Source organism: Pantoea sp. EKM103V (assembly GCF_011800365.1).
GTDB classification, from domain to species: Bacteria; Pseudomonadota; Gammaproteobacteria; order Enterobacterales; family Enterobacteriaceae; genus Pantoea; species Pantoea anthophila.
In genome coordinates, this window is record NZ_JAALFQ010000008.1 from 74,028 (window position 1) to 92,863 (window position 18,836).

Below are 18,836 nucleotides of genomic sequence, written 5' to 3' on the forward strand. Positions count from 1 at the left end.
TGTCAGATGGGTGAAATGGGGTGCGATTTCCGCGTTACTCAGGTGTGATTCAGACCAAGAAAGTCCAGAATCTGCGGGAAATGGCGCTCGAATCCAGTAAATGCATGATTTCCGCCCTCTTCTACCGTGTGGCGACACGCGCTGTAGTAGTCGAGCGCCTGACGGTAATCGAGAACTTCATCGCCGGTTTGTTGCAGCAGCCAGAGTAAATCGGGCGCTTCCAGCGGTTCGATCTGCATCACTTTCAGATCGTAAATGTGGCGTGACTCTAACACATATTGCTGGCCGGTGTAGGGATTCTGATTGTCGCCGAGGAAATCGGCCAGCAGCTCAAAGGGGCGTACCGCAGGATTGACGACAACCGCCGGCAGCATAAAGCATTGTGACAGCCAGGTGGCGTAATAGCCCCCCAGCGACGAGCCGACCAGCCCCAGGGTTTCACCGCTGTGGCTCAGGACCAGCTCTTCCAGCAGGGCGGCAGCGTCCGCCGGAAAGGTTGGCAGTTGCGGCACAATCATCTTAATCGACGGATGATGCGTCTCTAACCATTGCCGGAACTGCGTCGCCTTCGCCGACTGCGGCGAGCTGTTAAAACCGTGCAGATAGAGCAGTGCCGCCACGCGTCAGTATCCTTCTGAGTCTAAATCGGGACGAAAAGCGTCGGTGTCGAGCCGGTTAACCTCGGTCTCTACGCCGCCATCCGGATGCAGGGTAAACCAGCGCCAGCCTGGCGCGACGGTATCAATCGCAAAGCTGGTGCAGTGGGGTTTGAACTGCACGCAGGTCGAAGGCGTCGCCAGCACCCGGCGGCCATGCCACAGCAGATCCAGCTCCTGATGAATATGACCACACACCAGCGTCCGGGCCAGCGGATAGCGCTGTAGCACCGCGTCAAGCTGATGGGAATTGCGCAGGCTGTGCTGGTCGAGCCAGGTGCAGCCTGAGGCCAGCGGATGGTGATGCAACAGGACCAGCGTATGTCGTTGAGGAAAGCGGGCCAGCGCGTTATCGAGCCACTCCAGCTGGTAGTCGCTCAGCATGCCGTGCGGCACACCGGGCACCTGGCTGTCGAGCAGGACGATCTGCCATTGTTCGCCCAGCAGCACCTGCTTGTGGGCATTGATGTGGGCGGCTGCCAGCGTATCGACCATCGCGGGCTGGAAATCGTGATTTCCCGGCAGCCAGACGCAGGGGCGGGGCAAACGTGAGATGCCCTCAGCAAAATGCTGATAGGCCTCCACTGAGTGGTCCTGAGCCAGATCGCCGGTGGCAATGATCAGGTCGTAGTCGCGCTGCTGCGCAGTAATTGCCTCCACGACCGCTTCATAGCTCGACCAGGTATTCACCCCAAGTAGCGACTCATGTTTTCCAGCGAACAGGTGGGTGTCCGTGATTTGTAAAATCCTGATTTCGGAACCGTTCGCCACAGGAAGAGTTAGCAGGCTATCCAAAGCGTTTCCTTCGTCTCCACGCCATTTACTGCATTATACGCATCAGCAGACCGGAACTGCCATTGCGCCATGTGCCAGGCAGTAGCGCAGCCAGTCTGCGAGAAACTGGTTTATCTGATGTTTTTCATCGCGCTGATGCAATTTTTTATTAGGATAATCATAGCGCGCTTTAAAGCGATAGATCTGTTGAGTTGAACACACTTCAGCGACCATCGCATCGTGATAGAGCCGTACCGACATCGAAGGCAGGCTCCAGTAACTCACGGCAGGCGCGACCTGGCGAATCTCCACCAGCGTGGTGTAGCGGGTCGACTCCTGGATGGTCAGCTGATAACGGGCGCCACTCACCTGATAGATCACCGATGCGCCCGCCTCATCGCTGCGCGGCAGCAGGCGGCGTAACTGGGCGAAATTGGTTTCGCAGAGCCGCATCATTTCGGGAAAATCAGGGGTATAGCGCTGTTTCATTTTTGTATCCACTCTTCACGTAGTTTTTCATGGTGCAACGCCAGCCATTGCAGGGCGATGACAGACGCCGCATTATCGATAATCCCCTCTTCCACCCAGCGATAAGCCTGTTCGCGGCTCACCACATGGACAAGAATATCCTCATTCTCTTCCTCCAGACCATGGCATCCCTCTGCCAGGCTGGCATCCACTTCCCCGATCAGCACCGACAGTCGTTCGCTGGTGCCGCCAGGGCTGGCCAGATAGCTCAGCATAGGCTTAATCCGGCCGACCTCTAATCCTGCTTCTTCCACGGCTTCACGACGCACGACCTGCTCAACAGACTCCCCCGGCTCGATAATGCCGGCGACCATCTCCAGCAGCCAGGGCGAGGCACTGCTGTCATAAGCCGGGATGCGGATCTGTTCAATCAGCACCACTTCATCACGTAAGGGATCATAAGGTAGCAGCACGGCGGCATGTCCGCGCTCAAAAACTTCGCGCTGCACTTCGCCGCTCATTTCGCCATTAAACTGGCGGTGGCGGAAGCGGTAACGTACAACGGAAAAAAAACCATCATAGACGGTTTCGCGTGTAATAATTTCTACATCGTTTTTTGTGAAAGTCACGGGGGATTTTTTTTCTTCCGGCATCATCAGGTTCCTTATGCAGATTGGGTGGAGCGAAAAAAGCCTCTGACCGTGCTCCATGTAGGGTGTTCTTTCTGAATTATTTACGTAAATTAGAGGGAGAAGGCACGTTCAGCCAACTTATCTCACAGTTGCCCTCTGCTAGAATCGGCGATAATTTTTGGCTTACCCGGCAGCGCACGCACTGCAATTTGCTGCAACAAAAGGAATGCAAATGAAAAAACTGCTCCCATTTTTTATTGGGCTGAGCCTGGGCGGTTTCAGCTTTACCGGCCAGGCCGAAGATCTGCTGCAGGTTTACCAGCAGGCACGTCTGAGCAACCCGGATCTGCGCAGCGCCGCAGCCGATCGCGATTCTGCTTTTGAGAAAATCAACGAAGCGCGTAGCCCATTATTACCACAGCTCGGCCTGGGTGCAGATTACACCTACAACAGCGGTTATCGCGATAACAGCGGACTCCATTCCAACACGACCAGTGGCTCGCTGCAATTAACCCAGACCATTTTCGACATGTCGAAATGGCGCGCGCTGACCCTGCAGGAAAAAGCGGCCGGTATTCAGGATGTGACCTATCAGGTTGCGCAGCAGGATCTGATTCTGAACACCGCCACCGCCTACTTCAACGTGCTGAAAGCGATTGATACGCTTTCTTACACCGAAGCGCAGAAACAGTCCATCTATCGTGAGCTGGACCAGACGACTCAGCGCTTTAACGTCGGCCTGGTGGCCATCACTGACGTTCAGAACGCCCGCGCGCAGTATGACAGCGTGCTGGCTAACGAAGTGACCGCGCGAAACAATCTGGATAACAACGTAGAGACGCTGCGTCAGATCACCGGCATGGACTACCTGTCGCTGGCGTCGCTGAATATCGACCGTTTCAGAACCGATAAGCCGGAAGCGGTCAGCGCGCTGCTCAAGCAGGCCGAGAGCCGTAACCTGTCGCTGCTCTCTGCACGTCTGAACCAGGATCTGGCCCGTGAGCAGATCCGCTCCGCGGAAACCGGTCATATGCCGACGCTGGATCTGACCGCCTCTACCGGCATGTCGAACAGCAAATATGGCGGCAGCCGTGCTAACCAGAGTGCAGGCTCTACCGACTCCATCACCGGTTCAAACCAGGTGGGTCTGAGCTTCTCCCTGCCGCTTTACAGCGGCGGCGGCGTGACCTCTCAGGTGAAACAGGCGCAGTACGGTTTCGTCAGCGCCAGCGAACAGCTGGAAAGCGCTCACCGCACTGCGGTGCAGACCGTGCGCTCATCGTTCAACAACGTGAACGCCTCGATCAGCAGCATCAACGCCTATAAACAGGCCGTTGTCTCTGCGCAGAGTTCACTGGATGCGTCAGAAGCCGGTTATCAGGTGGGTACACGTACTATCGTCGACGTGCTGGATGCGACCACCGTACTCTACAATGCCAAGCAGCAGCTTTCTGATGCGCGCTACAGCTACCTGATTAACCAGCTGAACATCAGCTATGCGCTGGGCACGCTCAACGAGCAGAGCCTGCAGAAACTGAACAGCCAGCTGGGTAAAGAGATCCCGACCTCTCCGGAAACCGTGGCACCGGAAAACGCGCAGCAGACCGCGCGCGTGGACAACGGTCCGGTCGCGACGGGTTCAGCAGAGGCTGCACGTCCTGCCGCTGCCCGCCAGAAAAGCGGTAACCCTTTCGGTAACTAATCAGCACTGACGGGCTGCTTTGCGGCCCGTCTCTCTGTTGAACGTATAACTAAGTAAAGATCCCTGCGGCATCAGGCCTTCAGCTTCAATTTTACCCCCCCATCCCCTATTCTATGCGCTACCTTTGGGCACAGGATAATCATAATGAAACGCACAAAATCTATTCGCTATGCCGCTTTTCGTAAGAGCTGGCAGGCGCGCCATTTAACGCCTGTTGCTATCGCGGTTTCAGCGGTATTTATGCTGGCAGGCTGCGAGCAGAACGATGAAACGGTTTCGATGTATCAGAACGCCGATGACTGTTCTAAAGCCAATCCGGGTCAGAGTGCGCAATGTACCACCGCCTTCAATGAAGCCAAAAAAGAGGCGGAGCGCACCGCGCCAAAATATGCCACACGTGAAGATTGTGTCGCTGAATTTGGTGAAAACCAGTGTCAGCAGACCCCGGCTCAGGCGGGCGCCGGCACCACCAATGCTGAAGCCCAGCAGAGTGGCGGCAGTTTCTGGATGCCGCTGATGGCCGGTTACATGATGGGTCGCATGATGGGCGGTGGCGCAGGCTTCGCACAGCAGCCACTCTTCTCGTCGAAAAACCCGCGCAGTCCGGCAAATGGCCAGTTTGTGGATGCTTCCGGCCGTAATTATGGTGCCGCGACCTCCGGCAAAACCATGAACGTGCCGAAAACGGCGCTGGCCCCTAAACCGGCCACGACCTCCACCATCACCCGTGGTGGCTTCGGTGAAACCGTGGCGAAGCAGAACAGCATGCAGCGCAGCAGCGCCAGCGGTACCTCCAGCCGCTCAATGGGAGGCTAACCCCCGATGGAACGCATTGCCATTTCAGAACGTCCGGGCTGGCGCGAAAAAGCCACCGAGTTCGGTTTCCGTTTTCACACCATGCATGGCGAGCCCTACTGGTGCGAAGAGGCGTACTACCAGTTCACGCTGGCGCAAATCGATCATCTGGAAGAGGTGACGGCTGAGCTGCACCAGATGTGTCTGCAGGTGGTGGAAAAAGTGGTCAACAGTGAAGCCCTGCTGACCCGCTTCCGCATTCCCCGGCACACCTGGGATTTTGTGCGGGATTCGTGGCGTCAGCGTCAGCCCTCGCTCTATTCGCGCCTCGATCTCGCCTGGGATGGCAAAGGCGACATCAAGCTGCTGGAGAACAATGCCGATACGCCGACTTCGCTATATGAAGCGGCCTTTTTCCAGTGGCTCTGGCTGGAAGACCAGCTTAATGCCGGACAGCTCCCGGCTGGCAGCGATCAGTTCAACAGCCTGCAGGAGAAACTGATCGAGCGCTTTGCCACCCTGCATCAGCAGCATGGGTTTAACCTGCTGCATTTCGCCTGCTGCCGTGACACCGAAGAAGATCGCGGCACGGTGCAGTATCTTCAGGACTGCGCGACCGAAGCGGGTCTGCCGGTTGAATTTCTCTACATTGATGAAATTGGCCTGGGAGAAAAAGGCGAGTTTACCGATGCCCAGGATCAGGTGATCAGCAACCTGTTTAAGCTCTATCCGTGGGAATTCATGCTGCGTGAGATGTTCTCCACCAAGCTGGCTGATGCTGGCGTGCGCTGGCTCGAACCGGCCTGGAAGAGCATTCTGTCGAACAAAGCCCTGCTGCCGATGCTCTGGGAGATGTTCCCGAATCACCCTAATCTGCTGCCCGCCTGGTTTGCGGAAGATGATGTCCCGCCGATGGAAAAGTATGTGGTTAAGCCGCTGTTTTCCCGCGAGGGCGCGAACATCCGCATCATCGAGAAGGGTCAGGAGATCGCCCGCGTCGACGGGCCTTACGGTGAAGAGGGAATGATCGTCCAGCAGTTTCATCCGCTGCCTAAGTTTGGTGACAGCTACACGCTGATCGGCAGCTGGCTGATTGACGATCAACCCGCCGGTATCGGCCTGCGTGAAGATCGCGAGCTGATCACTCAGGATCTTTCACGTTTCTATCCGCACGCGTTTATCGGTTAACACAGCGCGACAAGAACAGGCCAGCCCCTGGCCTGTTTTCTCTCAGCAGCCCTAACCTGCCTGAACCGACAACATGCTGATGGCACCCATTTCCATACCCTCAACCGGAAGGGTGATGGCGTCATCCGGCTGACGCGCACCGAGCACATAGAGCAGCGGCAGATAGTGCTCAGGCGTCGGGTTCGCCAGCGCCGCATCAGGATGCGTCATAAAGTTCACCAGCGGATGGGAAACGGCATCGCTCTGCACCTCAAGGTTATCGCGGACAAACTGCTCAAAGCGGCTGGCCCAGGGATAGACCTCGTCTCCGCCTCCCCAGCGCACCTTACGCAGGTTATGCACCACGTTACCACTGGCGACGATCATCACGCCCTGATCGCGCAGTGCGGCCAGTTTCTGCCCCATCTCGAAGTGAAATGCAGCAGGTTTTGTGCCGTCGATGCTGAGCTGCACCACCGGAATATCGGCCTGCGGGTACATCTTAATCAGCACGCCCCATGAACCGTGATCGAACCCCCATTCATGATCCAGCGTTACCGCCACCGGTGCCAGCTGCTCCACCAGCTGCTGCGCCAGCTCAGGCGAGCCCGGTGCGGGATAGCGGGTGTCAAACAGCGCCTGCGGAAAGCCACCAAAATCATGAATGGTTCTGGGAGAGGACATCGCCGTTACCGCCGTACCGCGCGTATACCAGTGCGCAGAGACCGCCACAATCGCCCGCGGGCGTGGCAGAGTTTCACCTGCATGGCGCCAGGCGGCCGTATAACGGTTCTCTTCAAGGGCATTCATTGGGTTGCCGTGGCCCAAAAACAGCGCCGGCATGCGTAACTGGCTCATTCGTGATCCCCCGGGATCGGTTAGGTGATAGCCACTACGATACGCGCATTCCCGACGTTAGCACGCTGATAAGCGTGATGATGATTATCAGAAAATTTGAATAACTCAGAAAGGAAAACAGGTCACGATGCGTGACCTGTTTTTGACGGTCAGCGATTAGCTGGCGTGACGGGTCTCGTGTTCACGACGCCAGGCAATCAGATCTTCAATGGTCACCACCGGCATGTTGTGCTGACGCGCGAACGCAATTGCCTCAGGCGCATGCGCCATAGTGCCGTCGTCGTTGGTCAGTTCACACAGTACGCCTGCGGGCTTAAAGCCGGCCAGCGTCACTAAATCGATGGTCGCTTCGGTATGACCGCCACGGCTTAAGACGCCGCCTTCACGCGCACGCAGCGGGAAGACATGGCCAGGGCGATGCAGATCGGTGGGTTTAGCGTCATCAGCAATCGCCGCACGGATCGTGGTAATACGATCCTGAGCAGAAACGCCGGTGGTGACGCCCTCTGCAGCTTCGATGGTCACCGTGAAGCCGGTGCCAAACGAGCTGGTGTTGTTCTCCACCATCATTGGCAGGTCGAGCTGCTGACGACGTTCTTCGGTCAGGCAGAGGCACACGATGCCGCTGCCGTGACGAATGGTCAGGGCCATCTGTTCAACGGTCATGGTTTCTGCGGCGAAGATCATATCGCCTTCGTTTTCACGATTTTCATCGTCGAGCACCATCACACCGCGTCCCTCACGCAGGGCGGCGATAGCACGTTCTACACGCTGTTGAGGCGTGCCAAATTCAGAAAGTAGCGTCTGATTCATGGTAATAAAAACCTTAAAATGTATGGGTTACCAGAATCAGGGCATGCTTAGGAGTGACGTCAAAAAGACGTGGCAATAACGTGATGCAGACACAATTGTCCGACAGGTGTCGTTACCCTCTCCCATCCGGACTGTAACCGTCGGCCCCGGAATTGCACCGGATCTGCTGTCCTTTACCCCGCTTTTCAGTGGAATAAAGCGCTCGCGGGCTTTCAGCTGAGCTGATTTACCGCCGGTGGGGAATTGCGCCCCGCCCTGAGAATAAGCAAATCAACTATAACGCCGATCGTTTGTAGCGGCAATCATCAATAGCGCAATTGCTTTTGCATTTTCTGCGTTACCGATTTGAGGTTTATCCTTTTCATTTCTGGCATTACACTTAACACTTATTACGTTGGTAAACACGCTGACACAGCTCCCGTAACCAGGAAATCATCATGATCGACACGAAAAAAATTGAACAACTTGCCCGCCAGGTTCACGACGCGATGCCTAAAGGCGTTCGCGAGTTTGGCGATGATGTCGAAAAGAAAATTCGTCAGGTTCTCCAGGCGCAGCTGACCCGGATGGATCTGGTTAACCGTGAAGAGTTTGATGTGCAGACGCAGGTGTTACTGCGTACGCGTGAGAAAATGGCGGCACTGGAGCAGCGTCTGGCCCAACTGGAAAGTCAGGGTTCATCAGCAGGTACGCCGCCGACCGCGACCGCACCGGTTGCCCCTGCTGCGCCGGTTACCCCGCCGTCATCCGTAGCGACCTCCCCTGCAGCAGCACCGGTATCAACACCGGCTGCCGATGTGGTGAAACCTGCTGCGGAGAACAAGCCAGAATAAGCCGTTAAGCGGGAGCACGGCTCCCGCTTAACACCGCTGTCAGCTGCTGCGGATGGTTTTGATGATGTTGGTAGTCGAGATACCGTCTTCGAAGTTCAGCACCTGTACGTCGCCGCCATTTGCCCACACCTCTTTGCTGCCCGCGATATCTTCCGGCTTGTAATCGCCGCCTTTGACCAGCAGGTCAGGCAGAATGCTGGCGATCAGCCGCTGCGGGGTATCCTCTTCAAACAGCACCACCCAGTCGACCGCTTCCAGCGCACCGAGAACAATCATGCGATTTTCCTGCGGATTGACCGGACGGCTCTCCCCTTTCAGACGTTTGGTTGACGCATCGCTGTTAACCGCGACAATCAGCCGATCGCCGAGTTTGCGGGCGTTCGCCAGGTAAGAGACATGACCGGCATGCAGAATGTCGAACACCCCGTTGGTCATCACCACTTTTTCACCGCGGCGGCGCGCCATCTCAACGGCGGCTTTTAACTGCGCTTCCGTCATGATGCCGAACCCCTGCTCCGGTCGGGCATGAATAGCGTTTTCCAGCTCAACGGTACTGACCGTCGAGGTTCCCAGTTTGCCGACCACGACACCGGCTGCTGCATTGGCGAGGAAACAGGCTTCTTCCAGTGAATCGCCTGCCGCCAGCGCCGCCGCCAGTACGCCAATGACCGTATCGCCGGCACCGGTCACGTCATAGACCTCCTGCGCCTGAGTCGGCAGATGCAGCGGCGCTTTGCCTGGCTGCAGCAGCGTCATGCCATTCTCGGAGCGGGTCACCAGCAGCGCAGAGAGATCGAAATCGGCAATCAGCTGCATGCCGCGCGAGACAATCTCCTCTTCGCTTTTGCATTTGCCGACCACGGCTTCAAATTCTGAAAGGTTTGGCGTCAGCAGCGTCGCGCCACGGTAGCGGGCAAAATCGGTGCCTTTCGGGTCGATGAGAACCGGCACACCGGCGTCACGCGCCAGAGTAATCATGGTCTGCACGCTTTCCAGCGCGCCTTTGGCGTAATCGGATAGCACCAGCGCACCGGCAGCTACCAGGGATTCACGCATCTTCTGATGAATCGGTTCCGGATCGACCTGATCAAAGCCCTCTTCAAAGTCGAGGCGGATCAGCTGCTGATTGCGGGAAAGCACGCGCAGTTTGGTGATGGTCGGATGGCTTTTAACCGCCACGAAGTCACAGTGTACATTGACATCTTTCAGCGTGCTGCTTAACACGCGCGCCGCATCATCTTCGCCGGTCAGGCCAATCAGGCGTGACGCGGCACCGAGTGCTGCAATGTTCATCGCCACGTTTGCTGCGCCGCCAGGACGCTCTTCAACCGTGTCCACTTTCACCACCGGCACCGGTGCCTCAGGGGAGATACGGCTGGTTGGGCCATACCAGTAGCGGTCCAACATTACATCGCCGACGACCAGCACTGAGGCTTGACCGAACGCGGGCAGAGTCACTTTCATTCCAGACACTCCAGACTGCATTAAAAATAGTGCGCGGATGATAGCACAGTTGCGATTTGTGCTATCAGCATCACGCCAGGATAGACGCAGGCGTTACCAGCCAGCGCTGCCAGCTGCTCAGCACCGTCTGCTGCTCCGCGCCATAGGCCTCTGGCTCCACGTGGCCAGGCAGCTCCTGCAGCGCGCGATGGTGCAGGGCGTCCCGCAGGGTAACGTAAGCCTGCGTCAGCGCCTCCGCTTCATCGGCGGCCATTTTGTGGTACGTCGCCATCAGCTCAAAAATGCGCACATTATCTGACCAGCGGGTGAGTTCAGGCTGCTCAGCGGCGTAGCGTAAGACAAGATATTGCGCGATGAATTCAATATCGGTGATGCCGCCCGCGTCCGTTTTAATATCCCAGCGACCTTTGTGCTTGTTGCTGAGGTGAGTGCGCATCTTTTCACGCATCTCACGCACTTCGGTCTGCAGGGCTTCCGCGCTGCGCGACTGCGAGAGGATCGCCCGGCGAATGGCATTGAAGCGTTCCCCCAGCGCCGCCTCGCCAAATACCACGCGCGCCCGGACCAGTGCCTGATGCTCCCAGGTCCAGGCTTCGTTGCGCTGATAGTCGTCAAAGGCGTCAAAGGTACTGACCAGCATGCCCGCCGCACCGGAAGGACGCAGCCGCGCATCCACTTCATAGAGAATGCCGGAGGCGGTGCGGGTACTGAACAGATGCATGATGCGCTGAGCAAGACGCAGATAGAACTGACGGCCATCGATGCTGCGCTCGCCGTCAGTCACCGCGTCTGCCGGGCAGTCATGCAGGAAGACCAGATCGAGGTCGGAACTGTAACCCAGCTCCCAGCCCCCCAGCTTGCCGTAGCCCAGCACGGCAAAGCCGCGCTCATGTTCGCTGGTCAGGTGCGAGGGGCGACCGTAGCGCTGCACCATCATCGTCCACGCCTGCCGCACCACGGAGTCGATAATCGCCTCCGCCAGCCAGGTCAGGTGATCGCTCACTTTCATCACCGGCAGCGTGCCCGCGATGTCGGCGGCGGCAATACGCAGATGCTGAGCCTGTTTAAACTGCCGCACCGCTTCCAGCTGCTGCTCTTCATCCTCGGTGGGAATACGCAGCAGATACTGTCGCAGTTCGTCACGATAGGCGTCGGTGGCAGTGGGCTGATAGAGCGTGGCGGGATCGAGCAGCTCATCCAGCAGCAAGGGGTGACGTGCCAGCTGGCTGGCCACCATCGGTGAGGCGGCACACAGGCGGATCAGATGCCGCAGCGCGCCATGATATTCGGTGAGCAGCTCCAGATAGGTGCTGCGGGTCAGCACGCCAAGCAGCAGCGGCGTCACGCGGCTGAGCGTGACCGCCGCGTCTTCGCGCAGGCAGACTTCGCTCAGCAGCCGCGGCATCAGCTGATCCAGCGCCTGACGGCCTCGCGGGCCAATGGTGCGTCGGCTGATGTCCTGACGAAAAGCCTCCAGCGTCTGATGCAGTGACAGCCGCTGATCGTCGCTGAGCTGCGGCACCAGCGGAGCCAGCTCGCTGTCCTCCAGCTGGTCCTGCCACAGAACCTGAAACTCCGCCAGCTCACGCTGGTCGTCGATGTCCGGGGTGTCCTCACCAATCAGCTCGTCGAAGATAGTGCGCACGGCCGCCATCTGGCTGTCGAGCTGCGTCATCAGCGTCGCCCAGTCGGCACAATCCATTGCCCATGCCAGCCGGGCGCGATGCAGCGCATCCTCCGGCAGGGTCTGTGTCTGCTCATCGCCCAGGCTCTGCAGCAGATTCTCAAGCCGCCGCAGAAACAGGTAGGCCTCGCGCAGCGCATCGACCTGTTCAGCAGGGAGCAGAGCCAGCGTTTTAATCGCCTCCAGCGTTGGCAGCAGCGCACGCAGCTGAAGTGAGCGCTCACGTCCCCCCCGAATCAGCTGAAACACCTGCACGATAAATTCGGTTTCGCGAATGCCGCCCGCGCCCAGTTTGATGTTGTTTTTCAGTCCACGTCGCCGCACTTCGCGGCTGATCATCCCTTTCATGTTACGCAGCGACTGAATCACGCTGAAGTCGATATAGCGCCGGTAAACAAAGGGCCGCAGCATCTGCTGCAGCTCAAGGCTCCAGCGATCCTGGTCATCGCCCATCAGCCGCGCCTTGACCATGGCATAGCGCTCCCAGTCGCGCCCCTGCTCCTGGTAGTAATCTTCGAGCGCGGCAAAGCTCATCACCAGCGGGCCGCTGTCGCCAAAGGGGCGCAGCCGCATATCCACCCGATAAACAAAGCCATCCATGGTGGGCTGATCGAGCACTTTGATCAGCCGCTGCCCCATACGGGTAAAGAACTGCGCGTTGTCGAGTTCACGTCGTCCGCCACGCGTGGTGCCGTTTTCCGGCCAGGCAAAAATCAGGTCGATATCAGAGGAGAAATTGAGTTCGCCGCCGCCCAGCTTGCCCATCCCCAGGATCAGCAGCGGCTGTGCCTCACCATCAGCATTGCAGGGTGTGCCGAAATCATGACAGCAGGCCTGATAAACCCAGTCACGCGCCCGGCTGATCAGCACTTCCGCTAACACGCTGAGCTGCTGCAGGCTCTGTACGGTCGAGGCCTGTTGCAGGGCCTGCATCCAGGCGACCCGCACCAGCATACGACGACGAAACAGCCGCAGTTCCCGCATCAGGCTCGCTTCACTGTCAACCGTACTCAGCGCCTGATTCAGCCACGCGGCATAGTGTTGCCACTCATCAGGCTGCGGCGGCTGGTCGCGCATCGCCTGCCACCAGTCGGGATGTTGTTGCAGGTTTTCCAGCACGAAATCACTGAAAGCCAGCCCGGCAGCCTCCTCCGGGCTGAGCGAGGCCAGCGGCACCCCAAGCTGTCGGGCGGCCTCTTCGGCCTGATCGCGTAACAATGCGGGAAGTGCTGACAACATAACGCCCTCCTTGATGGCGTGACCTGAAAGCGGTTAGCGGCCTGTGCCGCTGGTGAGCCAGAACGGCGACTGTTTCATTGCCTGCGAGGCCAGCCAGGCTAAGCCCGACTCCTGCTTTTCATGAATGGCTGACAGCAGCTGCTGCCAGGGTTCCAGCCAGCTGGCGACGGTTTCAGGCGCGTAGGATCCGGCCAGCAGGTGAATCGTCAGCAGCTGACGCGCCAGACGGGTCGCCTTGTCCTGATATTCGTTCGGCTGTTTCACCGTGCTGAAGGTCTCTCTCAGATCGGCATTCACGCGGCTCAGCATGATGTCGCTGAAGCGTTTAAAGGAGCCCTGTAGCTTGGTTTCCCCTTTGGCGTCGATCCACTGACGCCACTGAGATTCCGCCAGCCAGTGAGTCAGAGCCAGCTGGGTCTCAACGGAGAGTGATGAGAGACAGAAGGCAGCAGCGGCCTGCTCTTCATTCACCAGCGTCTCTTCCAGCGTGGCCAGTTGCTGACGCAGCGCGCTGCTGGCTTTGCGTGGCACCAGCGCACCAAACAGGCTGAACGCCTGGCGCAGCAGATCCAGCGCTTCGCGCACCGCATCCTGTGCTGCCGCATTGCCCCGCAGCCAGACCTCTTCATGATACTGCCAGTGGCTGAGGCCCGCCGACATGGCGGCGACCATCCCCTGCTCCACGGTGGCTTTCGCCCCCGCTTTGAGCAGCGGGAACGGCTTGATCAGGCGCGGCGGATTCCCCTGCGCCAGCTGATAACCCCGGGCGGCTTTACTCAGACTGCCCATCCGCAGTCCCCCCTGCGCCACCAGCTGCTGTGCAAAGGTCAGCAGATCCTGACGTTCGCCACGCTTCAGCTCAAGCTCGACCTCGCACAGCGGTTCGCTGAACTCACCGGCCGACACCTCGCCCTGGTCAAACGCCACTTCAATTTCGCTGTTTCCAGCGGTAATCAGCCAGATCTCGCGCTGGAAATGGGTGGTAAAAAGCGGCTGTAAGCGCGACTGGAGCGCCGCGACATCGGTGCCCTGCGGCCAGATCGTGGCAGGCAGGCGCGCAATATCGAGCACCGGTTCGCTGAGTTCAACGTTGTATTCCGGGCGCTGATGCAGTCCGCCCAGCGTCTGCCCCGCGGCCTTCAGGGTCATCTCATACTGTTTATCGATGCCACGAATGCGTAAGCCCATGTCCCAGCGTCGCAGCTGGTTGTCATCGGTCTCAAAGTAGATGTTGGTCAGTTCACGGGCCGCCTGATGCTGATGCGGCAAAGTGGAGAAGTACTCAGCCAGTTTCCCGGCCGCTTGTGGAGTTGCAATGAACTTTAGTTCGATTTCGATGGTCATAATTTTTTATTCACTACGCCGCTGGCACTTAAGAGGGTTTTTCCTGCATATTTCAGGCGATTATCAGCAGGCTGGTTACGCTGTCGCCTGAGGGCAAGGGGTTATGAGGCGAAGATTAATGCACAGAAGCGGCGCTGTCTCTGCTTTCTTTGCGCTTTGCAGACCTTTTCGCACTCCCATGAGACCAGGATAGTTCTCATTCAGATTTATGCGGGGCCTCTCCAGACTGTGCCGGTAAATTTTTAGTCAGATTAAGCCAAACGAAATCGAATGAAAAAAATCACACTCGCTGGAATCACTTTGCTGGCCCTCAGCACCCTTGCACCTGCCCACGCCGACGAAAAACGCTATGTCTCTGATGAACTCTCGACCTGGGTGCGCAGCGGCCCCGGCGACCAGTTCCGCCTGCTCGGTAAGCTGAACGCCGGGGAAGAGGTGCAGCTGTTACAGACCAACAATGATACTCATTATGGCCAGATCCGCGATTCGGAAGGCCGCACCACCTGGATCCCCCTGTCGCAGCTCAGCGCAAATCCGAGCCTGCGCACCCGGGTGCCGCAGCTTGAACAGCAGGTCAAAGATCTGACCGCCAAGCTGGATAACATCGACAACAGCTGGAACCAGCGCACCGCCGAGATGCAGAACAAAGTCGCCAGCAGCGACGGTGTCATCAACGGACTGAAAGACGAAAATCAGAAGCTGAAAAATGAGCTGATCGTCGCGCAGAAGAAAGTCAGCGCCGCCAATGTTCAGCTGGATGACAAGCAGCGTACCATCATCATGCAGTGGTTTATGTATGGCGGCGGCGTGCTGGGCGTCGGCCTGCTGCTGGGTCTGTTACTGCCGCACATGCTGCCGCGCCGCAAGAAAAGCGATCGCTGGATGAACTGACCGCATTCTGCCGGTTTTAAAGGGGGGATCAGACGATCCCCCCTTTGGCATGTCTGCAATCCGGGCAATCTGTGCAACAATAAAACCAGATGCACCGCTGATTTCAGGCGCGGGATGCGCCCGGCGTGCCGATCATTTCTTTTTCTCTGGAGTTTTACGTGAAGACGTTTCTTGTTGGCGGTGCGGTGCGTGATGCGCTGCTGAATCTGCCGGTTACAGACAAAGACTGGGTGGTGACCGGTGCCACGCCTGAAGCCATGCTGGAGCAGGGCTATCAGCAGGTCGGTCGCGATTTTCCCGTTTTCCTGCATCCTGTCAGCCGCGAAGAGTATGCGCTGGCACGAACCGAGCGGAAAAACGGGAAAGGCTATACCGGATTTGTGACCTGGTCTGCTCCCGACGTGACGCTGGAGCAGGACTTACAGCGGCGCGATCTGACGATTAACGCTATTGCGCAGGATGAGCATGGCGAGCTGGTCGATCCCTACAACGGCCAGCGCGATATCGCTCAGCGGCTGCTGCGCCATGTCTCTGCGGCTTTCAGTGAAGACCCGCTGCGGGTTTTGCGGGTCGCGCGCTTTGCGGCGCGCTTTGCTCACCTCAACTTTCGTATCGCCCCTGAAACCCGGCAGCTGATGCAGCAGATGGCGGAGAGCGGAGAGCTGGCAAATCTTACGGCTGAGCGGGTGTGGAAGGAGACGGAAAAAGCACTGAGCACCCGTAATCCGCAGGTCTATTTTCAGGTACTGCGCGACTGCGGTGCGCTGAAGGTGCTTTTCCCCGAACTGGACAATCTGTTTGGCATCCCGGCCCCTGCGAAGTGGCACCCGGAGATCGACACCGGCGTCCACACGCTGATGACGCTGGCGATGGCTGCCGCGCTCTCCGGAGAGATCGAGGTGCGCTTCGCCACGCTGTTCCATGACGTCGGTAAGGCACTGACGCCGCCTGAGCGTTGGCCCAGCCATCATGGTCATGGTCTGGCGGGTGTACCGCTGGTTGAGGCGCTGTGTCAGCGGCTGCGGGTGCCCAACGCGATTCGCGATCTGGCCCTGATCGTGACCGAATTTCACGACGTGGTGCACACCATTGAGCGGCAATCCGCGGCGTCGCTGGTGGCGCTGTTCGACCGGATTGATGCGTGGCGCAAGCCGCAGCGCGTCGAACAGATGGCGCTGACCAGTGAAGCGGACGCACGCGGGCGTGCCGGGCTGGAGAGTATGGCCTATCCGCAGGGTGACTATCTGCGTCGCGCTTTTGCGCTGGCACAGGCGGTTCCCACTAAAGCCGTGATTGAGGCGGGATTTAAAGGTGCGGAAGTGCGGGAGGAGTTAACGCGACGACGGGTTGACGCCGTCGCGCAGGGTCTGGCGATCGGGCAGACTGACTAGCAGTCTGCCTGCGGTTTACATGAAGACCATGTAGACCGCTGCCGCGACGATAAAGCGGTAGATGGCGAACGAGACAAAAGAGATGCGTTTGATCAGCTCAAGGAAGGCTTTGATCGCAATCAGCGCCACGATAAATGCCGTCACAAAGCCCACCGCGAACATCGGGAAATCGGCCATCGTCAGGAAGCCGATGCTCTTGTACATATCCAGCACGGTCGCGCCCATCATCATTGGCACGGCCAGGATGAAGGAGAACTCCGACGCGGCATAACGGCTGACGCCCATCAGCATCCCGCCAGAGATAGTGGCACCGGAACGGGAGAAGCCAGGCCACAGCGCCAGGCACTGGAAGCAGCCAATCATAAACGCCTGACGATAGGTAATATCATCGACGCCCACGGCTTTCGGCTGTTTTGGCTTCAGGAACTCGGCGGCCAGCAGCAGCACACCCCCGACCACCAGCGCGTACATCACGTTGATCGGATTAAACAGCGTTTTAATCTGATCGTGCAGCACCAGACCCACCACGACCGCCGGCACCATGCCCAGCAGAATATGGATCAGCGACAGACGACCGCTGCCGACACCCTCATGTTTCACTTCGCCAAAGTGGATGCCGATCAGCCCGAACAGACGGCGCCAGAACATCACCACTACGGCCAGAATCGATCCTAACTGGATCACAACTTCAAAGGTCTCGGCTTTTTCACCCTCAAAGCCCAGCAGGTGACCCACTATAATCATGTGCCCTGTGGAAGAGACCGGTAAAAATTCGGTCAGCCCTTCCACAACGCCCAGGATTGCAGCTACCCAAAGCTGATGAATATCTGCCATCAAATGTTCCCTCTATCCGTTTCAAAACCATTAAAAAGGCGGTAGCGCGCTGCTATCGCCTGAAATCATGCCGCTGTTAGCCTGAAGTAAACCTTAAGGTCTAAACCGATTCGCCTGCTGTAACGCATCGGTACAGGCTATGACAGACAGTAATTTGGTTTGGTTTCATTGTGATGGCAATCACATCGTATTTATTTAGGAATAGTCCCGCGCTCGATTCGCACGCCAACCTGCGCCGCCTGGGCCACCGCGCCCGGTTTGCTGACCTTTATGCGTACGCCAGGCGAATTGAAACGGTTCATCAACAGATCCGCAATTTCTTCAGCAACCCGTTCCACCAGAGCGAAACGGCTGCCGGTCAGATGCGTCAGAATAGCCGAGGAGACATCGGCATAGCTGAGGCAGTCCTTCACATCGTCGCTACTGGCCGCCAGCCGGTTATCCCAGGCCATTTCGACATCGAGCACCAGCTTCTGCTGTATGCCCTGTTCCCAGTCGTAAACGCCAATGGTGGTGAACACCGTGAGTTGTTCTATAAATACGATATCCATGATAAGACTCTCTGTTTTTGGCCAAGCCGGATACCACTTCCGGCGGATTATGCGTATTATCCACGGTTGAAGAGATCAAAACGACCCTGAAGGGAACGGTACGGTGTTATGAGTGCTTTCGCGCTTGGTATGATTATTTTCGCGTATCTTTGCGGTTCGATTTCCAGTGCCATTCTGGTCTGTAAACTCGCTGGCCTGCCCGATCCCCGCACACACGGCTCCGGCAATCCGGGGGCGACCAACGTGCTGCGCCTGGGCGGTAAAGCCGCAGCCGCCACCGTATTAGTGTTTGATGTGCTGAAAGGGATGGTGCCGGTCTGGCTGGCCTGGCTGATGCACGTTCCCCCGCTTTATCTTGGCCTCACCGCGATTGCCGCCTGCCTGGGTCATATCTATCCGGTGTTCTTTCGCTTTCGCGGCGGAAAAGGGGTGGCGACGGCATTCGGTGCCATCGCGCCCATTGGCTGGGATCTGACCGGCCTGGTCACCGGCACCTGGCTGTTAACGGTTCTGCTCAGCGGCTACTCGTCACTGGGCGCTATCGTCAGCGCGCTGATTGCGCCGTTTTACGTCTGGTGGTTCAAACCGCAGTTCACCTTCCCGGTTTCCATGCTCTCCTGTCTGATCCTGCTGCGTCATCACGATAATATTCAGCGGCTGTGGCGGGGACAGGAAGGCAAGATCTGGAAGCGCAAAAAGAAATCTCAGCCATAAAAAAAGCCGGCAAGCCGGCTTTTTTC

General features: G+C 57.9%; 18 protein-coding genes and 1 riboswitch. Of the genes, 7 read left to right on the plus strand and 11 right to left on the minus strand.

The window, feature by feature from the left end; genetic code table 11:
- Positions 1–38 precede the first annotated feature (38 nt).
- The 4 genes from yqiA to nudF are packed head-to-tail and all read right to left on the minus strand — an operon-like array spanning position 39 to position 2,551.
- Positions 39–620, minus strand: a complete 582-nt coding sequence (gene yqiA, locus HFD97_RS15830) for an esterase YqiA (RefSeq protein WP_009087280.1) — start codon at positions 618–620, stop codon at positions 39–41.
- 3 nt (positions 621–623) lie between these two features.
- Positions 624–1,451 carry a 3',5'-cyclic-AMP phosphodiesterase gene (cpdA, locus tag HFD97_RS15835; RefSeq protein WP_058956430.1) on the minus strand — a complete coding sequence of 276 codons (828 nt, stop codon included), beginning with the start codon at positions 1,449–1,451 and terminating at the stop codon, positions 624–626.
- A gap of 42 nt (positions 1,452–1,493) precedes the next feature.
- Positions 1,494–1,919, minus strand: a complete 426-nt coding sequence (locus HFD97_RS15840; protein ID WP_009087284.1) for a DUF1249 family protein — start codon at positions 1,917–1,919, stop codon at positions 1,494–1,496.
- Positions 1,916–2,551, minus strand: coding sequence for an ADP-ribose diphosphatase (gene nudF, locus HFD97_RS15845; protein WP_009087285.1), 636 nt, complete (start codon positions 2,549–2,551; stop codon positions 1,916–1,918). The genes HFD97_RS15840 and nudF overlap by 4 nt, the downstream gene beginning before the upstream one ends.
- Before the next feature lie 211 nt (positions 2,552–2,762).
- Between nudF and tolC the strand changes: the two genes are divergently transcribed.
- The 3 genes from tolC (at position 2,763) to HFD97_RS15860 (ending at position 6,215) form a co-directional block, all read left to right on the plus strand.
- On the plus strand, positions 2,763–4,232 hold the full coding sequence (gene tolC, locus HFD97_RS15850; protein WP_058956432.1) for an outer membrane channel protein TolC: 1,470 nt from the start codon (positions 2,763–2,765) through the stop codon (positions 4,230–4,232).
- Positions 4,233–4,376: 144 nt separating this feature from the next.
- Positions 4,377–5,048, plus strand: a complete 672-nt coding sequence (locus HFD97_RS15855) for a DUF1190 family protein (protein ID WP_009087289.1) — start codon at positions 4,377–4,379, stop codon at positions 5,046–5,048.
- 6 nt (positions 5,049–5,054) lie between these two features.
- Complete coding sequence (locus HFD97_RS15860; protein WP_046102560.1) at positions 5,055–6,215, plus strand: glutathionylspermidine synthase family protein; 1,161 nt, start codon at positions 5,055–5,057, stop codon at positions 6,213–6,215.
- A 51-nt stretch (positions 6,216–6,266) separates the two neighbouring features.
- Here HFD97_RS15860 and ygiD read toward each other — a convergent pair whose 3' ends face one another.
- Positions 6,267–7,052: a 4,5-DOPA dioxygenase extradiol gene (gene ygiD, locus HFD97_RS15865; RefSeq protein WP_167432263.1), complete on the minus strand. Its 786-nt coding sequence runs from the start codon at positions 7,050–7,052 to the stop codon at positions 6,267–6,269.
- A gap of 156 nt (positions 7,053–7,208) precedes the next feature.
- Positions 7,209–7,865: a 3,4-dihydroxy-2-butanone-4-phosphate synthase gene (gene ribB, locus HFD97_RS15870; RefSeq protein ID WP_009087293.1), complete on the minus strand. Its 657-nt coding sequence runs from the start codon at positions 7,863–7,865 to the stop codon at positions 7,209–7,211.
- Positions 7,866–7,975: 110 nt separating this feature from the next.
- Positions 7,976–8,132, minus strand: a riboswitch (FMN riboswitch).
- A 170-nt stretch (positions 8,133–8,302) separates the two neighbouring features.
- Here ribB and HFD97_RS15875 point away from each other — a divergent pair.
- On the plus strand, positions 8,303–8,698 hold the full coding sequence (locus HFD97_RS15875; RefSeq protein ID WP_167432262.1) for an accessory factor UbiK family protein: 396 nt from the start codon (positions 8,303–8,305) through the stop codon (positions 8,696–8,698).
- 39 nt (positions 8,699–8,737) lie between these two features.
- Here the strand turns inward: HFD97_RS15875 and hldE are convergent, their stop codons facing one another.
- The 3 genes from hldE to HFD97_RS15890 form a co-directional block, all read right to left on the minus strand.
- On the minus strand, positions 8,738–10,162 hold the full coding sequence (hldE, locus tag HFD97_RS15880; RefSeq protein ID WP_009087295.1) for a bifunctional D-glycero-beta-D-manno-heptose-7-phosphate kinase/D-glycero-beta-D-manno-heptose 1-phosphate adenylyltransferase HldE: 1,425 nt from the start codon (positions 10,160–10,162) through the stop codon (positions 8,738–8,740).
- A 70-nt stretch (positions 10,163–10,232) separates the two neighbouring features.
- Complete coding sequence (gene glnE, locus HFD97_RS15885) at positions 10,233–13,085, minus strand: bifunctional [glutamate--ammonia ligase]-adenylyl-L-tyrosine phosphorylase/[glutamate--ammonia-ligase] adenylyltransferase (protein ID WP_167432261.1); 2,853 nt, start codon at positions 13,083–13,085, stop codon at positions 10,233–10,235.
- 33 nt (positions 13,086–13,118) lie between these two features.
- On the minus strand, positions 13,119–14,429 hold the full coding sequence (locus HFD97_RS15890; protein WP_167432260.1) for an inorganic triphosphatase: 1,311 nt from the start codon (positions 14,427–14,429) through the stop codon (positions 13,119–13,121).
- Positions 14,430–14,699: 270 nt separating this feature from the next.
- On the opposite strand from HFD97_RS15890, the gene HFD97_RS15895 reads away from it, so the two are divergent.
- The gene (locus tag HFD97_RS15895; RefSeq protein ID WP_009087298.1) at positions 14,700–15,320 is read left to right on the plus strand and encodes a TIGR04211 family SH3 domain-containing protein; all 621 of its coding nucleotides are present in this window, start codon (positions 14,700–14,702) and stop codon (positions 15,318–15,320) included.
- Between the two features lie 158 nt (positions 15,321–15,478).
- Positions 15,479–16,711, plus strand: a complete 1,233-nt coding sequence (locus HFD97_RS15900; protein ID WP_046102633.1) for a multifunctional CCA addition/repair protein — start codon at positions 15,479–15,481, stop codon at positions 16,709–16,711.
- A 15-nt stretch (positions 16,712–16,726) separates the two neighbouring features.
- Here the strand turns inward: HFD97_RS15900 and bacA are convergent, their stop codons facing one another.
- Positions 16,727–17,545, minus strand: coding sequence for an undecaprenyl-diphosphate phosphatase (gene bacA, locus HFD97_RS15905; protein WP_009087300.1), 819 nt, complete (start codon positions 17,543–17,545; stop codon positions 16,727–16,729).
- A 191-nt stretch (positions 17,546–17,736) separates the two neighbouring features.
- Positions 17,737–18,096, minus strand: a complete 360-nt coding sequence (gene folB, locus HFD97_RS15910) for a bifunctional dihydroneopterin aldolase/7,8-dihydroneopterin epimerase (protein WP_010249061.1) — start codon at positions 18,094–18,096, stop codon at positions 17,737–17,739.
- Between the two features lie 108 nt (positions 18,097–18,204).
- Between folB and plsY the strand changes: the two genes are divergently transcribed.
- A complete protein-coding gene (gene plsY, locus HFD97_RS15915; protein ID WP_111208132.1) occupies positions 18,205–18,810 on the plus strand; it encodes a glycerol-3-phosphate 1-O-acyltransferase PlsY in 606 nt (201 codons plus the stop codon).
- The last annotated feature ends 26 nt before the right edge of the window (positions 18,811–18,836 follow it).